We start from the raw sequence: 16,765 nt of genomic DNA, 5'->3' as shown, positions 1-16,765 counted from the left end.
TATCTAAAGGAAATTATCAAGACAAAGCGAATAAACGTGTGAGGTGTATTTTCATTCGTAAATAAATATAGAAGTAAACAGACAAGACTGGAAGCAATGCTCTCAGCCTTGTTTTCTAAAGAATGTTTTTTAGTTGGAGGAATTCATTGAATATCACCGAATGATGAAAGTATGGGAAGTCAAATATCCTAGATGCTAAGTGATTTAACGGAGGGTTTCAGATGAAAAGAATTGCCCTAGTAACAGACAGCACGGCTGACCTAACAGAAGAAGTTATAAAAAAGTGTGATATTCATATTATTCCTTTGAAGGTGAGATTCGGCGAACAGGAGTATTCAGACGAAGAGCTTACCAGTGAAGAATTCTATCAGCGTTTGACGAAGGAAGAGGAACTTCCCAAGACGTCACAACCCTCCCCTGAAGAGTTCGGTCGCTTATACAGTCAGTTGCTGGAGGAATATCAAGAGGTTATATCTGTACATATATCTTCTGCCTTGAGTGGTACTTTTAACGTTGCCAATCTGGCAAAAGAAAAATTTAAGGAGAAAATCCACCTTGTAGACTCGAAGACGATTAGTTTGGGTATGGGCTTAATGATGATGGAGGCTGCCAGGAATATCAAAGAGGGTCAGGAAACTGCAAGGATTCTTGATAATCTGTTAAAAGCGAGGAAAAACATTGAGACACTGTTCACCTTAAATACGTTGGACTATCTGCAAAAAGGGGGGCGAATCGGAAGGGTTCAAGGTTTTATGGGGTCGCTCTTGAATATTAAGCCCATTATCAGGGTAGGAGATGACGGAGTCTATCACACCTATGGAAAAGCTCACAGTCAGAAGAAGGCCTTAGAGAGTGTTGTTCGTATTTTTGAGGAATTGACAAAGGGAAGGAAACCAACCCGGTTGGCAGTAGCTCATGGTGCTGCACAACAAGCTGGAATATACCTCATGGAAGCCTTGGAAAATGCCTTTGAACTTAAAACAACGGTCTTTACTCAGGTGGGATCAGTCATTGGTGTCCATACTGGACCAGGAACGGTAGGAGCCGCCATTCAGTTTGAGTAAATCTTAGCACTCTTGGGACATGAAAGCCCTAAGAGTGCTTTTTCATAGTCCGTTTCCGAAACGTTCTTATGATTTGGCAATAATATGATTCGGTTAATAGTAAGATAGAATCTTTGGTAATATAATTAGAAGAAGGGTACTTGACTAGCAACAAATGTATGTAGAATTACAAAAGGTAACGCAAGGGGCAATTGAATCGAGGACTAGCGGTAAAGGCTGAAAGGGTGAGTGAAAGTGGGATACGTCACATTGTTGATTGCTTTGGGAATAATAGTGTTATTTGGTTATTGGTCAGGACGCCAGCGTGTTAAGTTACAGGAGAGACCAAAACCAAAGGCAACTAAAGCGACTCCTGTATCAAAGGCAAAAAGACAAACTAATCTGCGTAGGGTAAAGTAATTGTGCTGATTGGGTTGCTAGGCCATGATAAGTGAATTTATTATGTTGTTTGTGCCAACCAAGATATAATAAGTTAATTGGTTGAGCTATGTTTAAATAGAACTGCGTAGAAGAATAGGGAGATACCTGGAACATAGGGATAACACGCGAAGTCTGGGTTAACATCGACGATTTATCGTGGCATAGTGGTGATGAAGCCCTCGAAATACAAGGGGAGGTAGACAAAATATGACGATACTAGTTACGGGGGGGGCAGGCTATATTGGCAGCCATACTGTTGCAGAATTTATAGCCAAGGGAGAAGAGGTTATTGTATTAGACAACCTTGAAAAGGGGCATTGTGATGCAGTGCTTTCGAAGATCTTCTACCAAGGAGATATTCGTGATTCCGACTTGTTAGATCGAGTATTTTCGAATCATGACATCGAAGCGGTTATCCATTTCGCTGCAGATTCCTTAGTCGGGGAGAGTGTACAAGAACCGCTTAAATATTATGATAACAATCTTATTACTGCCCAGCGGTTAATGATGGGTATGGTAAAGCATGGAGTGAAGAAAATTGTGTTTTCTTCTACAGCCGCGACTTATGGGGAACCGGAAAGTATTCCAATTAAGGAGACGGATCGCAAAGAACCGACAAATCCTTATGGAGAGACCAAGCTCGCTATCGAGAACATGTTAAGATGGTGTGATAAAGCTTATGGAATTCAGTACGTTGCATTACGTTATTTTAATGCCGCAGGAGCACATGTGGACGGGCATATTGGGGAAGACCATCAGCCGGAAAGCCATCTGATTCCAATTATTCTGCAAGTAGCAGGGGGACAGCGGGAAGTTATAGCAATTTATGGAGATGATTATCCTACTTTTGATGGGACGTGTATCCGTGATTATGTGCATGTCACAGATTTGGCGAACGCACATTGGCTTGCCTTAGAGAAACTCAGATGTACACAGCATAGTGCGGTTTATAATCTGGGTAATGGTGAAGGGTTTTCAGTGAGAGAGGTTGTCGAAATGGCAAGAGAAATTACGGGTCACCCAATCCCTTTACAGGTAGCCCCTCGGCGAGCGGGTGATCCTGCTATTTTGATAGCTTCTTCTGAAAAGGCTCAGAAAGAGTTAGGGTGGAAACCACAATTCAACAGTTTGGGACAGATCATTCAATCAGCTTGGAACTGGCATAAGAATCATCCTTTAGGGTTTATGAAATGACAATAGTTTTGTTGCCAATTAGATATCAAAACTATTGTTAATAGATTATGATTTTAGAAAGTCAGGATATTGAAGGTTAGATTACAAGGCTGGGGCAATAGTAGTGCTCTGGCCTTGTTTCGTCTTAAGATACGGTCTCTAGAAACTGATTACAATATTGTTGATTGAACAACGAGAAATAGGGGAAAATAATTAAATGGATTGTTTGGTGGTATATTAGATTTGTTGGCAAAGTTTAAGGGGGATAATCGACCTTCTTTTCAACGTATCTTAAGGAAGGACTGAAAAATGAATTATGGAAAATGATGTACAAAACCAGCTCGCTACCTTTGCAGGGGGTTGTTTCTGGTGCATGGTAAAACCCTTTGAAAAGATACCGGGCATTATCAAAGTGGTGTCAGGATATACTGGAGGGACTCTTGAAAATCCGAGTTATGAGGACGTCTGTTCTGATGAGACTGGACATTATGAATCGGTTCAGATTACGTTTGATCCTAAACAATTTTCATATGAAAAATTGTTAGAAATTTATTGGCGTCAGATTGATCCGACAAATTCTTATGGTCAGTTCTTTGACCAAGGTCGATCTTATCAAACTGTAATTTTTTATCACAATGAGGTACAAATGAGGATGGCTCAAGAGTCTAAGGAAATTCTAGAGAAAAGCGGGAGGTTTAATGAACCGATTGTAACTAAAATTCTTCCTGCTGGGGCGTTCTATCCTGCTGAAGAATATCACCAAGGATACTATAAAAAATTCCCGTTAAGATATGGCGCGTATCGTCAAAGGTCAGGTCGTGACGCTTTTCTTAGAGCGCATTGGAGCGAAGGCCAGGATGGAGAAGAGGAGACAGGGGAAGAACCAGAAACAGACAAAGAAATAGAATTAAAATCCAAATTAACACAGCTACAATATGAAGTCACTCAAGAACATGGCACTGAACTAGCCTTTCAAAACGAATATTGGGATAATGAGAGAGAAGGTATTTACGTTGACATAATATCCGGAGAGCCTCTCTTCAGCTCAATGGATAAGTTTGATTCTGGGTGTGGGTGGCCTAGTTTTACAAAACCTCTAAAGCCAGAGAGAGTTCAAGAAAAGCTCGATTTGAGCAACTTTATGAGTAGGACTGAAGTTGTTAGCACTAAGTCGGAGGCCCATCTCGGGCATGTTTTTAATGACGGCCCTATTCCTACAGGCATGCGGTATTGTATCAATTCCGCTGCGCTGAGGTTTGTTCCAAAAGAGGAATTGGAAAAAGAGGGCTATGGAAATTACCTTGAATTGTTTCATTGAGGGTAGATTTAAAGATGAAACCCTCTCCGTTCAAGCTTGAACGGAGAGGGTTTCATTGATTAGTTTACACCAATTGATAGTTTACCAGTTGTTGCGTGGAGTAGGGTGGAAGCATTCCCGGCAATACACGGGCTTTTCGCCAGAGGGTCGAAAAGGAACTGTTGTTTCTTTGCCGCACGTGGCGCAGACTGCGGGAAACATTTCGCGTTCAGAACGGTTGTTGTTGTAGCCACCGCCAGAATTACGCGTTTGTGCCTTTTTAGCTGCCCTACATTGTGGGCACCGTCCAGGTTCATTTGTAAACCCTTTTTCCGCGAAGAATTCCTGTTCCGACGCGGAGAAGACAAATTCCTGACCACAATCTCTACATGTTAAAATCTTGTCGTCAAACATTCATTGCACCTCTTTGCTTTTATGGATTATCCGAGAATACAGGGTGAGTAGTTATAATACTATACTTCCTGTGTACTGGACAACTTTAAGTATAACCACTGTTTTAGCATTTTATCACTAGCGGAATTTGAGATCCGGCGAATTGAGATCGTAAGATAATCTACATTTTAGTTGTTTTTTGAAGGTGGATCTTCTTTGATTAGTGACATGGACATTAGGAAAAGTAGGGGGTTTCTTTCTTAGAAGTTCATACGTCTAGCATTACGTACTTTGTCAAATGTCATTGCTGATTCAGGGAGCAAGCTTAAGGCACCTAAGAGCGCAAGATTACAGAAAAGGAGTGGACCAAGCAGAGGATTGCGATACAAAAATCTTGCCAAGATAATTGTCTGCGTTCCCGCTAAATCGCCTAACACGTGAAACCCAAATCCTAATAAACCCACTAACATATTAAGTGTCAAAATGGACAAATAAATATACGTTTCAGTCTGGTTTCCCTGGCCATAAGCCATATAGAAACAGGATACTGTGGCAAGCGTTCCGGTCACCAGAGGAATCAGTGTATAAATTGGTTCAAAACCGAGGCGTGCATGGTCTAAAAACGCTGCTACCACAGCACCGAGGAAACCGAGTCCAACGAGGATGAGCAATTTAGAACGTCGGGCTGTCCCCTGGTAGTGCTGACTAGCTAAAGCATAGCTAGAGATCCCTGCAAAGGCAATCGGGGCAGCTATGGGAGAGCCTTCAATGAGGAGGTGGTGTAAACTCTCCCTGCTTGAGGTGGCATTCCCGGTTAGATGAAAAAAGGTGCCCGCGACGCCGACAATTACACCGATCCACATCACCGTTTGGAACATTCTCTTGACGGCATCATTTGGCTTGAACACGAGCTGAGCAATAATCGCTAAAACCGCGAGGGGACTATAAATCAAGGGAATAAGTTCCCAACGAAAGAAATCATTTTGCGAATGGGCCATTAAGACATCGACACCGGTCAGGAGGAAGTTTAAGCCCATGAATCCCAGCAAAAGGAATGTTTTATAAGAAGCGAAGGTTAGTCGATTTAGTCGATTTATCATATCCAAATCCCCCTAGTGCTTCGCTTTCAGTTCATCGGCTTTCGCTTGAAGCTCCACCAAAGCTTTATTCTGCTCATAAATTCCATGCCAGTTTACGTAGTCTGCCGCGCCCATCACAGCTCCGTAGCGCGCCCTACGACCTTCGTGGTGCCAGAGTTCGAAATAGACGAAATCAAGCGGATCAGACAAAGGTTTAGTCCCCAACAACCCTGTATTGCGTAGGTCATCGACAATTGCTTTACCCTTCATGACGTTTTGATTCGTAAGATTGATGTTCATTTCCGCTTTAGCCTGATTATCCTTAATAAAGGAGGAGGTATGACAATTGAGGCAAATAGCGTTAAGTGTTTCACGGTTCTTATCTCCGTTTTCGCGGACCTTGGCGATTTCAGGTTGCAGGCTCCATTTGAGTCGTTCTCCTACGTTATGAGTTCCCTTGACACTACCAAAAGCAGACATATGACAGGTGGCGCAAGTAGGTGCAGGGAAGTCCTTGACGGTTAAAGTTCCCGATGGAGCATCCATTTTATAGCTTTCTTTGTTTGCTTGGTAATAAGCACCGTGCGCTGACTCATTGTAGATTTCGATATGCGGATGATCGGGACCTAAGTGGCATTGGCCGCACGTTTCAGGTTTACGAGCTTGAGCCACCTCAAACGTGTGTCGTAGATGACATTTAGTACAATCCCCAAAGCTTCCATCTCGGTTTTTTTGGCCAATCGCATGACAGACCTCACAGGACTGGGCGCTGGCATCTTTACCGATCAGATTGAATACGGGATTAGCATTGCCCCCATTTATGGGTTGCCCTTTTGCATCGAGCAAATGATTTTTGGCGAGTTCTTCTGGGGTGAAATTTTTCGCTCCTTCAACAGAATACCAGGACTTTGCGGCATGGTTACTAGCCTCGAATTCATTCACGACCTTTTCGTGGCACTGAGCGCAGTTTTTGGGAGTTGGTGCGGAAATTAGGGATACTTTATAATGCTCTTTTGCAAGGGTTTCTTGCCCTGTGACAGGCCTGTGGCAATCAAGACACTGAACTCCGCGACCCGAGTGCTTGCTGTCATGATATTGTTGGACAATGCCTGGGTTATCCTTCTGATGGCATTCAACACATGCTTTGTTCTCTCCCTGGGTTGCGGCGCTTAACGTGGGTAAACTAGTACTTAATCCTTTAGGTCCAATGACGAAATGATAGGTCAAGAACAGTAAAGCAACTATAAGGATTGTACCGATTCCCAAAATGGTAACCATACGTCGAGTTTTCGGCATCGAGATCTGATCCTCCTCCTTCGAAATAATTTGCGTTCTTTAAGATACCTCTGGTTGTTTTGGTAAATTTATGAATAAACTCCAAAGAGCATCTTATTATAACATTATAGTTAATTTTCTTGTCTATAATGTGATTTATATCACGAAATGAATCAAAAATTATTGGGTTCTAACAAATCGTTTTCCAGCTCGTTAAGGCCCTACTTAATTTTCGAATTCCATCAAGGATTTGGGCCACTTCGTGGGTGTATAATCTTAAGAGTCTATCGGGTTAGCTGCTTAAATGAGGCTTACAGTGGTTATTGATTTTCTGAAACATCCGAAAGTGCCTTCGAAGTTTGCTTTGCTTTTACAATCAGTTAAATACCGACCAGGATTATAAACATCAATAAAAATAAAAATCCCGCTGAAATAGTGCAGCAGGATAGGACAGGAATGAATGATATATGGGACGGTTCAAAAACAAATTATAACGGTTGTTTATGAACTTTGCTTTGAAAATACAGAAATATAGGAAGTGGTATGACGATCCAACCGAAGCTCTTGATAAGGCTATTAACGGCTCTTTCCTTAGCCATCGATTTTTCGTCAGCGACCATTTGATTGTATCGATTCTTCAATTCTGATTCGCTTAGAGCTTGTTCTGTTTTAGCAGGGGTAGCGGGGATCTCTCCTTTATACTGGGGTGCCATTTTGTATTGTTCAAAACTTTGGTAACTACCAGGTGGAGAAACAATGTCAGCCACGGCCATAAAAGCAGCAACAGTACCACCAATCGTCATCATTAATGTGGCAAAAAGGATCAAATAAACATAGATGGTTTTAATCATTTCATTCCCTCTTTCTAAAGATTCTCTGCTGCTCCCTTTCTTGATTCCCGCGATACTTCCTATGATCAATACAAAAAGGACTAAAGGGACTATGCCTATTAGAATACTGATGGCTATCTTGATCACCTCGCTTTATGAGCATTTTAAAATTATGTTCCATAGAGTGGCCTCATAATCCTCTTTTTTTATTTCAAGAATAGCGAAGCGATCCCAAATAAAAGTGTTGATATGCCAGCTGCGATCAAGGATGGTTTTAACTTAGATCGGGCATAGTCTATTGCTGGTAGATCGAGAATTGCACAGAGTGTTACAGTATTATCGCTCAAGGGGGAGGCAAAAGCTCCAAACGTACCACTGGCAAATATGGCCCCAATAACTAGTGGAATACTAGTTCCAGTCTGCTGTGCAAGCGTTACGCCGAGGGGCATCAACAAGCCCCAAGTTCCCCAAGAGGAACCTATAAAGTAGGAAAGTGCGCTTCCCAATAAAAATACAACCGGCGCAATGAAAGCAGGCGGAATCCACTGGATTAAATGTGAGGAAATAAAGTGTGAAAATCCCAAATCCTCGGAAACAGCGGATAAGGCCCAGACGAAGGTTAGCATAAGGATGACGGAAACCAATTCGTTGCCACCGTTGATAAAGTGGGTCACGAGTTTAGCAACACTGAAGCGTTGAAAAAAATATAAGAGGAAGGATAGGATCAAGGTAATAAACAAGGCCTCGAGCATGACACCAAGGGCATCCGCTTGGATAAAAGCGTCCCAAAAACTATTAGCTTTAGTGTGCCCATCCCACCAGCTTAAAAAGAGAGTCAAAAATAATACGACACCGAGTGGCAGTATGAGGTTCCAAGGTTTGATCGGGGTCTCCTTTTCATAGGCACGGAGACACTTTTGGAGGTCTTCTTCTTCCTGTAGAGCATCGGGGCTACCAACAAGTGGTTCCTCGCTTTCAAAATCTCTAATGAAGCTATAGTAAATACCCATCGCTAATATGACAAGTGAGAAAAAGTTAAATGGGATACTTCTAATGTAGATGCTGTAGGGTGTATCACTTACTCCAATCCTTTGCAATGCGGTCCCAATTATGGACACCATATACCCGACAAAGGCTGTCGCCACAGGTACAAGTACAACGACGGGATTTGAGGTAACTTCAATTACGAAACCTATCTTTTGCGAAGAAATAGGTAATCTTCGTTTTAAGAGTTTCATAATGGGTGCTATAGTCACAATTCGAAAGTTGGGATTGCTAAAGGTTCCGATCGTTGAAAGCCAAATGAGCATCATAGCTGCACGTTTTGTTTTTACTTTGTGCCCTACAAGGTCAACAAATCCCTTTATCCCTCCGGTCATCTTTGTTAAATTAATGAGCCCAGCAAAAACATACAAAAAGATTATGATGCGGATGTTGTTGGTTACTATCAGGCTGCTGACGATATAGGAAATCAGGGTTTTAATTCCGCCCAAAAGATCGGGGTGTTTAAGAAAACTCCCTAAGAGCAAGCCCGCGAATAACCCCGGTTGTACTTGCTTAGTTAAAATCGCGATGGGAATCACGATGAGAAAGGGTAAGAGAGAAACCCAAGAACCATCCATGTATGTTGCCTCTGCTTTCTGGTGGTATTATGCATCAAGGCTCCACCTGCACCTGAAGCTGGTTACAGAACCCAGTTTATATATTTTCTCTCCAAATTGGCTATGATATGTAGTGAATATAATTCGTATCTAAAATTCCTTTAAAGATAGAGGAATCCCTCGTATTTAATCGAATACTTACAATGGCAGGTTAACAGGAATTGAAGAAAAACTGAAAATGTCAGTAAAGATAGGAGAGTTATTGTGGAAAGACCTCAGAGTAATCCTAGTCGCATGGTTGTTATTGAACACAAAGTTAGTGGTGAGCGTTTTCTAGTTGACCTTCTCAAGGGTCAAACTTATGACAAAGAACAATATACTAAGATTACCTATGAAGTACCGCTTAAGAAGGAATTTTGGGATTTGCCACGGTTAACTAAGTCGAAATAAAGATGCTAGTTTGTCCCCCACTATTTAAAGGACGAAAAATAGACACCCGCTGTTTGAACAGGGTGTCTATTTTATTGCGACTGTTTAGGATTTATTAGTCCTATTCTAGATTTGGAAATATAGTTTTTTAAAACTGGGCTGCTAGGCTCCGTGCGGCCTCATGACTATTATCAATAGCTTGTTTTAAAGCATCTCCTTGTAAAACGTTTGTTAGTTCAAGGAACAAGGATTCTACTTCGTTAATTCCAAAGAAACCAAGAATGGTTCTAATATATTTGTCACTTAGATCAAATTCTTTAGCAGGTCCTTGGCTATACATACCGCCCCTAGAACTAATATGTATCGCTTTACGGGGCTTATCTGAAAGTAGCCCGATGGGACCTGCTTCGGTGTATTTGAAGGAAACGCCAACATACGATACATAATCAATATAGGACTTAAGGATAGCGGGAATGCTTAAGTTCCACATGGGGGCAGCGATGACGTATTTATCGACGCTTGCGAATTGTTGGGCATATTGATAGGCTTTATTTCCTTCGCCGCTAAACATTTTTGTCAAAATATCGGCATCTAAGGGTTCAATGCCTTCTTTATAGAGATCTAAGGTAATGATTTCGCAATTGGAATTGCGTTGTTGGTACTCTTTTAAAAAGACATTGGCTAGGGTTGAAGTATGTGAATCTGAATCGTTTTTCGGATTGGCTTTAACGTATAGTAATTTTTGGGTCATGTTTCAATTTCCTTCTTTCTACATTAATGTTGTAACTATTTCAGTTATTTAATCGTTATTTAAGGTGTGCAAATTGTTTGATAGGTATGCATGATCAACGCCGGGCCGCAATCACAATGCCAAATTATATCTTTAGAGAATTAATTTGCAAAGTAACATCGACTGGTCCATAGCATAGGCCAACTAAACATTTCTAAATGGAAAGTAATCATTTGAAGGGACTTTCAATGGCATGCTTTTTGCAATGTTATTCATAGGCAAGGCATTTTACAATTCGAGAGATAACTAAAAAAGGGAAATTTTGCGTAGTTCGAGATCTACATAAAGAGGAAGGCGGTGGCTTATGATTGGGAAAGAATTAATTGGTCAGGAGAGTGATTCTGTCGTAATAAAGTTGAAGCTAGAAGAAGTGCGTGGGTATGCCGACGCAACTCGGATTCGGTTTGATGACCGGGTGCCCGCGACATATGTAGGAACGTTGATTCAGGCTCACATTCCCGGGTTTGAATTGCTCATACCCGGCATGATCCACGTAGAACAGAAAATAACCTATCATCAACCGCTTCATGTGGGAGACAGCCTTGCCTATAAGCGGCGCATTAAGGATGTCTATGAACGCATCGGCAAGAAGGGCAAGACTACGTTTGTTGTGCTCGAGACGACTGGTTATGATTTGTCGGGCGATTTGGTGTTTTCCAGCAGTTCCACATTGATTGCCCCAAGCAAGGGGGAAGGCGAATGAAGAGTTTATTGGACTATCAGGTCTCTGATAAGCTTCCTATCCGAGAGTGGGTTCCGAGCCACATACAGGTGCGTCAGTATGCTGAGGCTTCAGGAGATTTCAATCCGATTCACCTTGATGAGGATTATGCACGCCAAGCTGGCCTGGGGGGTGTGATCGTTCACGGAATGTTAACTATGGCTCAGATGGCTGGGATGCTCACTGAGTGGATTGGTCAGGAGGGAGGAATTAGTAAGTTAAATGTGCGATTCGAACAGATTGTTCGCCCTGGGGATAAGATCAAGTTCCTCGGCTCTATAAGAGCGCGTTCGGAAAACGTCATTGTTTGTGATCTTGAGGCCTGTAACGAGAAAAAACAGAGAGTTTTGTCAGGTTTAGCCCACATAACTATCAAACGCTAAAATGTCAGATCAACCTTTAATCGATAGATTACAAAAGCCGATCACTCGTAATATGAAGCAGTGATCCTCCTTAAGGTAAGAGAGATATCCTAAAATAAAGGGTATTGCTTGAGATTAAGGAGGATTTAATATAATATTAAGAATTTTTAGAATAATACTCAATAACACCTTTACTTCATTTACATCGCCCATGTATAATGTTTATAAAAGTAACATAAAAGATGGAGGATAAACATGAGTACGGGAGCCCATGCTGTTATTACTAGCGATTTTCCGCGATGGGATCGAGAACTGTTATTCGAAATCCTCGATAATATTCAAGATGTGGTACTTATTATAGATTCCAATACGACCATTGTTTATGCTAACGAGGCCTATGCGAGAATTTTAGGGGTGCCAGTAACGAAGGTTTTAGGTCGCAGGCTGGATAAAATTGAACCAGAAGCAGAGGCAATTGAGATACTGCGTACGGGTAAGCCCACTAAAGGCGGAGACTATTTAGATTCTCTAGGTATCGATGTGGTAGGAAGTTCATTTCCTTTATACCATGGTGAAAGAATCATTGGGTGTGTTTCTACGTTCAAAAACATAACAGAAGTAGTCGAATTAAACCGTGAGTTGCAGCAAACAAAGGGCGTCGCTGATTATTTAAAAGAACAGTTAGAGCAATCGGAACAACTTCCCCTGTCCTTTAAAGAATATGTGGGCCAAAACAGTCGTCTTAAGGAAACTTTACTGTTAGCGGCTAAGGTTGCACGAACAAATAGTACGGTGTTGATCCTAGGTGAAAGTGGTGTTGGCAAAGAAGTATTAGCCAGGGCCGTTCATAATTCTAGCCGACGTACGGATAAGCCCTTAATTAAAGTGAATTGTGCTGCCATACCTGAGGATTTGATCGAGAGTGAGCTGTTCGGGTATGAAGACGGCGCGTTTACAGGGGCTAAAAAAGGGGGGAAACTTGGTAAGTTTGAGCTTGCCCATAGCGGAACTATTTTCTTAGATGAAATCGGGGATATGAGTCTTACTATGCAAGCTAAATTATTGCGAGTGTTGCAAGAAAAGGAATTTGAACGGGTAGGCGGTACCAAGACTGTCAAAGTTGATATTCGGGTTATCGCGGCCACGAACCGAGATCTAGAAAGCATGATCGAAAAAGGGACGTTTCGACGTGACTTGTACTATCGGCTCAATATCGTTCCTCTCAATCTAACCCCGTTGCGCGAGCGCAAAGATGATCTACTGACACTGGCTAAAACATTCCTAAATCAGTTCGCTCGAGAAGTGGGTCATGAGCTGGAACTCTCATCCCAAGTCGTAAGGTTTTTCCTGGAGTATGATTGGCCCGGTAACATTCGGGAATTACAAAATGTCCTAGAACATGCAAGCATCGTGTGTAGCAACAAGACCATTGAAATTCAACACTTACCTGCTCGCGTAATTCCTAACAATGACGAATACTCAAGTGTTAAGGATAGACCTTACGCAGTGAAGGAGACTGTTGCTAGGGTGGAAAAGGAATTGATTTTGTCAGCATTAGTTGCAAATAATAATAACCGAACTAAGACAATGAAAGCATTAGGGATTTCCAGAAGGGTGTTTTATGATAAATTACTTCGGTATGGTATAGGATAGAACGTGCCACAAAATGGACAAATATACACTAAAATAGGATTGAGAAGTTAGAAGATGGTTTTGCATTCAGCAGGGGCCATCTTCTTTAGTTTCATCATCTTCATGTTACATGGGGATAAAATAATACTGACTCTTAAACTTCGATTGTGCGCTTTACGCACTTTGATGAAGTCTTGGGGACGTAGCCTTGTGTCTAAATCCATACATATAAATTTGTCCCTTGTGGGCTGGCTTCCCAGTCTGTAGGGTTTCTTATCATTTGATTAGTTGGCACAATATTTGCGATATAGAAGTAGGTATGGTTTTCTGAATATTTTAACTATAATTTTTAAAAAAGGAGATTGACTATGAGAACAAGGGCTCAATATATTGAGAGATTAGGTAAGATGAATCGTAACCTTTACTTTAATGGCCAAATGATCGATCGACTAGATGAACTTCAAGCAGGTGCAATTAATGTCATGGGCCTGACCTTTGACGCTGCCTGGGATCCTGCTAGTAAAGACCTTTGCACAGCAACCTCTCACATTACTGGGGAAACCATCAACCGTTTCAACCATATTCACCAGAATGTCGAAGACTTGCACAAGAAGCAAGATATGACCCGCTTCATGGTCAACAAGGTCGGACAGTGTATCCAGCGGTGTATGGGAGTCGACGCTGCCAATGCGATCCACGCAGTGTCTTATGAAGCCCAGAAGTCCCCAAAGGCTAAAACAAAATACCATGACAACTGGCTTAAGTGGCTAGAACGATTCCAACGAGAAGACCTCGTTGCAAGTTGCGCGCAGACTGACGCCAAGGGCGAGCGTTTGAAGCGTCCAGCAGAGCAGGGTGACCCTGATATGTATGTGCACGTGGTAGAAGAACGGAGTGACGGCATCGTTGTCCGCGGCTGCAAGGTTCATATTTCTGAAGCCTCGATCTCCGACGAGATTCTGGTAGTGCCGAACAGAGCACTTCAAAAAGGCGAAGAAGCCTATGCATTGGCCTTCGCAGTTCCTTCAGACTATGAAGGGGTAAAGCAAATCGTCCATTTTCACAATTATCGTAAGCGCGACACCTATGACAGGGGTATAGAATACGGCTACACAGACTCTTATGTCATTTTTGATGACTGTTTCATTCCCTGGGAACGCGTGTTTCTGTGTGGGGAAACACAGCACGGTGGCATGGCGGCCTTGCTGTTTGCCCTGTTTCATCGTCATTCCTACTCTGGTTGCAAACCTGCCATGCTTGACTATGTTATCGGTATGGGTGCATTGGCAGCTGAAATCAATGGGATTGAAAAGACGCCGCATGTGCGTGAATTGCTGTCTAAGTTAATTATGACCGGTGAACTCGGATATGCAGCTGGTTATACAGCATCAGATCTCGCTAAACCCGAAGTCTTTGTGCCAGGGATGGGTGTTGTGCCGTATGGCCCAGGTAGCTATATCCCGAACTCTATCTATGCTAATGTCGGGAGATGCTTGACGGGTGAGGCCGTGTTCCATGAGCAAGAGATCCTGTGCGATATTGCAGGAGGGATGCCAGCCACCTTCCCTTATGAAAATGACTTAACCAACCCCGATATCAAAAATCTACTAGAGAAGTACCTGAACCGAAACCCGAAGATTCCGATCGAGGAACAAATTAAGTTTTGGATGAATTTTATTGATTTCGGCCTCTCTAGCTCCGCTGGAGCAACGCTTTATGGAGCGTATCATGGCGGCGGTTCCCCAATTATGGAACAGATCGCCATCACCTCTCAGTACGATATGGAGTCGAAGAAGGACATTGTAAGGGCTATCGCAGGAATGAAACCTAGATCGAAAAAGAAATAAGCTTTTAGGAGTGAGTAATAATGGCTAGTAACTTTATTTACACCAACCGAGATCATAAATTTATCATCAAAGAATGGCTGGATGGAAAGAAAATTCTTGGCTTAAAGCGTTTTCAGGATTATCTCAGTATCGAAGATGTCGATGGAATTCTTGATCAATCCTTAAAAGTGTGTAGAGACGTGGTCGCTCCCACCAATGATGATGGTGACACGATCGGAGCGATTTTTAAGGATGGGAAAGTTACAGTTCCCCCATCCTTCCACAGGGCCTTCAAATTTATACAAGAAAACGGGTGGGGTTCTAGCAACAGTGACGTAGAGGGAGAGGGCGCTCTTCCTGAGATACTCAATGAGGCAGTGCGTGAGTTTATCATTGGCGCCAACCCGGCAATGTCTCCATACGTTGGACTGTGCGGCGGCATTGCGTCCGTGATTAAGGCCTTCGGTTCCCCTGAACAGATTGCTCTCTACACCCCGAAAATGTTCGAGGGCATTTGGGAAGGAACTATGTGCTTAACAGAACCTGGTGGTGGCTCCGATGTAGGAGATATGACGACTAAGGCTTATCCCACCGATAACCCATTGATTTACAAGATTAAAGGGACGAAATGCTTTATTACAGGAGGGGATCACGATCTCACAGAAAACATCATCCACCTAGTATTAGCTCGAGCTGACGGAGCAGCTCCTGGAACCAAGGGCTTGTCGTTATTCATCGTGCCAAAGGTGTGGGTTAAAGAAGACGGAAATTTGGGAGAGGCCAACGATGTATCAACTGTTGGAATAGAACACAAAATGGGCCTCAAGGGTTCATCGACTGCTGTGCTCAGTTTCGGAGAAGAGAATCAGTGTCGTGGTATTCTGTTAGGTAGCCCTCCAGATGAAAAAGGCTTTGGACAGGGCATGGCCCAAATGTTTAAGATGATCAATGGGTCGCGGTTGGATACAGGGCACAGTGCTCTAGCTGTTGCAACAGTAGCGTATAACAATGCGGTTAATTATGCCAAAGAGCGCATTCAGGGTCGACCTATTCACAATCCTAAAGGGAGTAGAGTACCTATCATTCAACATGAGGATGTCCGTCGTATGCTGATCACGCAGAAAGCTACGCTGGAAGCAATGCGAGCTATGATTTTTAAGGGGTACTACTATTTGGACTTAATCGAATTCGGGGATGATCCTGCCGATGTTAGCGCAGCCAAGCGGTCGATCGAAGTTATCACCCCTTTGATCAAGGCTTATTGCTCTGACCAAGGTTGGTTGATGATTACCGAAGCCATTCAAGTCTATGCAGGCTACGGGTTTACAGAGGAATACCCAGTAGCGCGTCAAGCTAGGGATGTCAAAATTTACTCCATCTGGGAAGGCACAAATTTCATTCAGTCTATGGATTTAGTGGGACGCAAGTGGAGTCTAGACAAGGGAAGTGTCTTCAAGGAATGGATGATGGAAATGGCTACATTCGTACAGGCTAACCAAAATCATTCTATTTTCGCTCGTGAATTTGGGGTGTTGGGTAAAGCATTATTGGCATACCAAGAGCTCTTGGGTGCAGTCTTAGGTTACTTTAAAGATAATATTAGACTGGTTCCTTTGTATAGCACGAGAATTTTGCGGATTACAGCTGAACTTTATGGTGGCTACTTGTTGATGCAACAGGCTTTAGTTGCTCAAGATAAGCTGGACCAGGGCAATCATGACAAAGATTTCTATTCTGGAAAGGTACAGAGTGCCAAATTTTATATACTTAATATTGTGCCTGATGTGATGGCGACTGTGAGGATTATTAAAGAGGCGGATACCTCAGCTATTGACATTCCAGAAGCGGCATTCTAACAAATCCTAAAAGGAAA

The 16,765-nt window shown here is 42.6% G+C and carries 15 protein-coding genes; 9 read left to right on the top strand and 6 right to left on the bottom strand.

The features are described 5' to 3' along the window. Positions 1 to 221 precede the first annotated feature (221 nt). From E4K68_RS05450 to msrB, 3 genes are all read left to right on the top strand, one after another. Positions 222 to 1,064, top strand: coding sequence for a DegV family protein (locus E4K68_RS05450; protein WP_135377917.1), 843 nt, complete (start codon positions 222 to 224; stop codon positions 1,062 to 1,064). A 627-nt stretch (positions 1,065 to 1,691) separates the two neighbouring features. After that, positions 1,692 to 2,678 carry a UDP-glucose 4-epimerase GalE gene (gene galE / locus E4K68_RS05445; protein ID WP_135377915.1) on the top strand — a complete coding sequence of 329 codons (987 nt, stop codon included), beginning with the start codon at positions 1,692 to 1,694 and terminating at the stop codon, positions 2,676 to 2,678. Between the two features lie 295 nt (positions 2,679 to 2,973). Further along, the gene (gene msrB, locus E4K68_RS05440) at positions 2,974 to 3,975 is read left to right on the top strand and encodes a peptide-methionine (R)-S-oxide reductase MsrB (protein WP_135377913.1); all 1,002 of its coding nucleotides are present in this window, start codon (positions 2,974 to 2,976) and stop codon (positions 3,973 to 3,975) included. 81 nt (positions 3,976 to 4,056) lie between these two features. Here the strand turns inward: msrB and E4K68_RS05435 are convergent, their stop codons facing one another. The 5 genes from E4K68_RS05435 to E4K68_RS05415 all read right to left on the bottom strand — a co-directional run bounded on the left by E4K68_RS05435 (position 4,057) and on the right by E4K68_RS05415 (position 9,153). Continuing rightward, a complete protein-coding gene (locus E4K68_RS05435) occupies positions 4,057 to 4,368 on the bottom strand; it encodes a zinc-ribbon domain containing protein (protein ID WP_135377911.1) in 312 nt (103 codons plus the stop codon). A 239-nt stretch (positions 4,369 to 4,607) separates the two neighbouring features. Then, the gene (locus tag E4K68_RS05430) at positions 4,608 to 5,447 is read right to left on the bottom strand and encodes a hypothetical protein (RefSeq protein WP_135377909.1); all 840 of its coding nucleotides are present in this window, start codon (positions 5,445 to 5,447) and stop codon (positions 4,608 to 4,610) included. 12 nt (positions 5,448 to 5,459) lie between these two features. Next, positions 5,460 to 6,722: a multiheme c-type cytochrome gene (locus tag E4K68_RS05425; protein ID WP_135377907.1), complete on the bottom strand. Its 1,263-nt coding sequence runs from the start codon at positions 6,720 to 6,722 to the stop codon at positions 5,460 to 5,462. A 467-nt stretch (positions 6,723 to 7,189) separates the two neighbouring features. Beyond that, the gene (locus E4K68_RS05420; RefSeq protein ID WP_135377905.1) at positions 7,190 to 7,678 is read right to left on the bottom strand and encodes a hypothetical protein; all 489 of its coding nucleotides are present in this window, start codon (positions 7,676 to 7,678) and stop codon (positions 7,190 to 7,192) included. 59 nt (positions 7,679 to 7,737) lie between these two features. After that, positions 7,738 to 9,153, bottom strand: coding sequence for a Na+/H+ antiporter NhaC family protein (locus E4K68_RS05415; RefSeq protein ID WP_135377903.1), 1,416 nt, complete (start codon positions 9,151 to 9,153; stop codon positions 7,738 to 7,740). A 243-nt stretch (positions 9,154 to 9,396) separates the two neighbouring features. On the opposite strand from E4K68_RS05415, the gene E4K68_RS05410 reads away from it, so the two are divergent. Beyond that, positions 9,397 to 9,582 (top strand): hypothetical protein, encoded by a 186-nt coding sequence (locus E4K68_RS05410; RefSeq protein ID WP_135377901.1) that lies wholly within the window; start codon positions 9,397 to 9,399, stop codon positions 9,580 to 9,582. A gap of 127 nt (positions 9,583 to 9,709) precedes the next feature. On the opposite strand, the gene E4K68_RS05405 is transcribed toward E4K68_RS05410, so the two are convergent. After that, positions 9,710 to 10,312 carry an NAD(P)H-dependent oxidoreductase gene (locus E4K68_RS05405; protein WP_135377899.1) on the bottom strand — a complete coding sequence of 201 codons (603 nt, stop codon included), beginning with the start codon at positions 10,310 to 10,312 and terminating at the stop codon, positions 9,710 to 9,712. 343 nt (positions 10,313 to 10,655) lie between these two features. On the opposite strand from E4K68_RS05405, the gene E4K68_RS05400 reads away from it, so the two are divergent. The 5 genes from E4K68_RS05400 to E4K68_RS05380 all read left to right on the top strand — a co-directional run bounded on the left by E4K68_RS05400 (position 10,656) and on the right by E4K68_RS05380 (position 16,748). Further along, entirely contained in the window at positions 10,656 to 11,054 is a 399-nt protein-coding gene (locus tag E4K68_RS05400) for a MaoC family dehydratase N-terminal domain-containing protein (protein WP_135377897.1), read from the top strand. Beyond that, complete coding sequence (locus E4K68_RS05395) at positions 11,051 to 11,455, top strand: MaoC/PaaZ C-terminal domain-containing protein (RefSeq protein ID WP_135377895.1); 405 nt, start codon at positions 11,051 to 11,053, stop codon at positions 11,453 to 11,455. The genes E4K68_RS05400 and E4K68_RS05395 overlap by 4 nt, the downstream gene beginning before the upstream one ends. A gap of 234 nt (positions 11,456 to 11,689) precedes the next feature. Next, a complete protein-coding gene (locus tag E4K68_RS05390; RefSeq protein ID WP_135377893.1) occupies positions 11,690 to 13,087 on the top strand; it encodes a sigma 54-interacting transcriptional regulator in 1,398 nt (465 codons plus the stop codon). Positions 13,088 to 13,434: 347 nt separating this feature from the next. Then, the gene (locus tag E4K68_RS05385) at positions 13,435 to 14,913 is read left to right on the top strand and encodes a 4-hydroxyphenylacetate 3-hydroxylase N-terminal domain-containing protein (protein ID WP_135377891.1); all 1,479 of its coding nucleotides are present in this window, start codon (positions 13,435 to 13,437) and stop codon (positions 14,911 to 14,913) included. A 20-nt stretch (positions 14,914 to 14,933) separates the two neighbouring features. Continuing rightward, on the top strand, positions 14,934 to 16,748 hold the full coding sequence (locus tag E4K68_RS05380; protein ID WP_135377889.1) for an acyl-CoA dehydrogenase: 1,815 nt from the start codon (positions 14,934 to 14,936) through the stop codon (positions 16,746 to 16,748). The last annotated feature ends 17 nt before the right edge of the window (positions 16,749 to 16,765 follow it).

Source organism: Desulfosporosinus sp. Sb-LF (genome assembly GCF_004766055.1).
GTDB lineage: Bacteria > Bacillota > Desulfitobacteriia > Desulfitobacteriales > Desulfitobacteriaceae > Desulfosporosinus.
The sequence above is the reverse complement of the archived record's forward strand: the minus strand, read 5'-3'. Positions and strand labels throughout refer to the sequence as shown.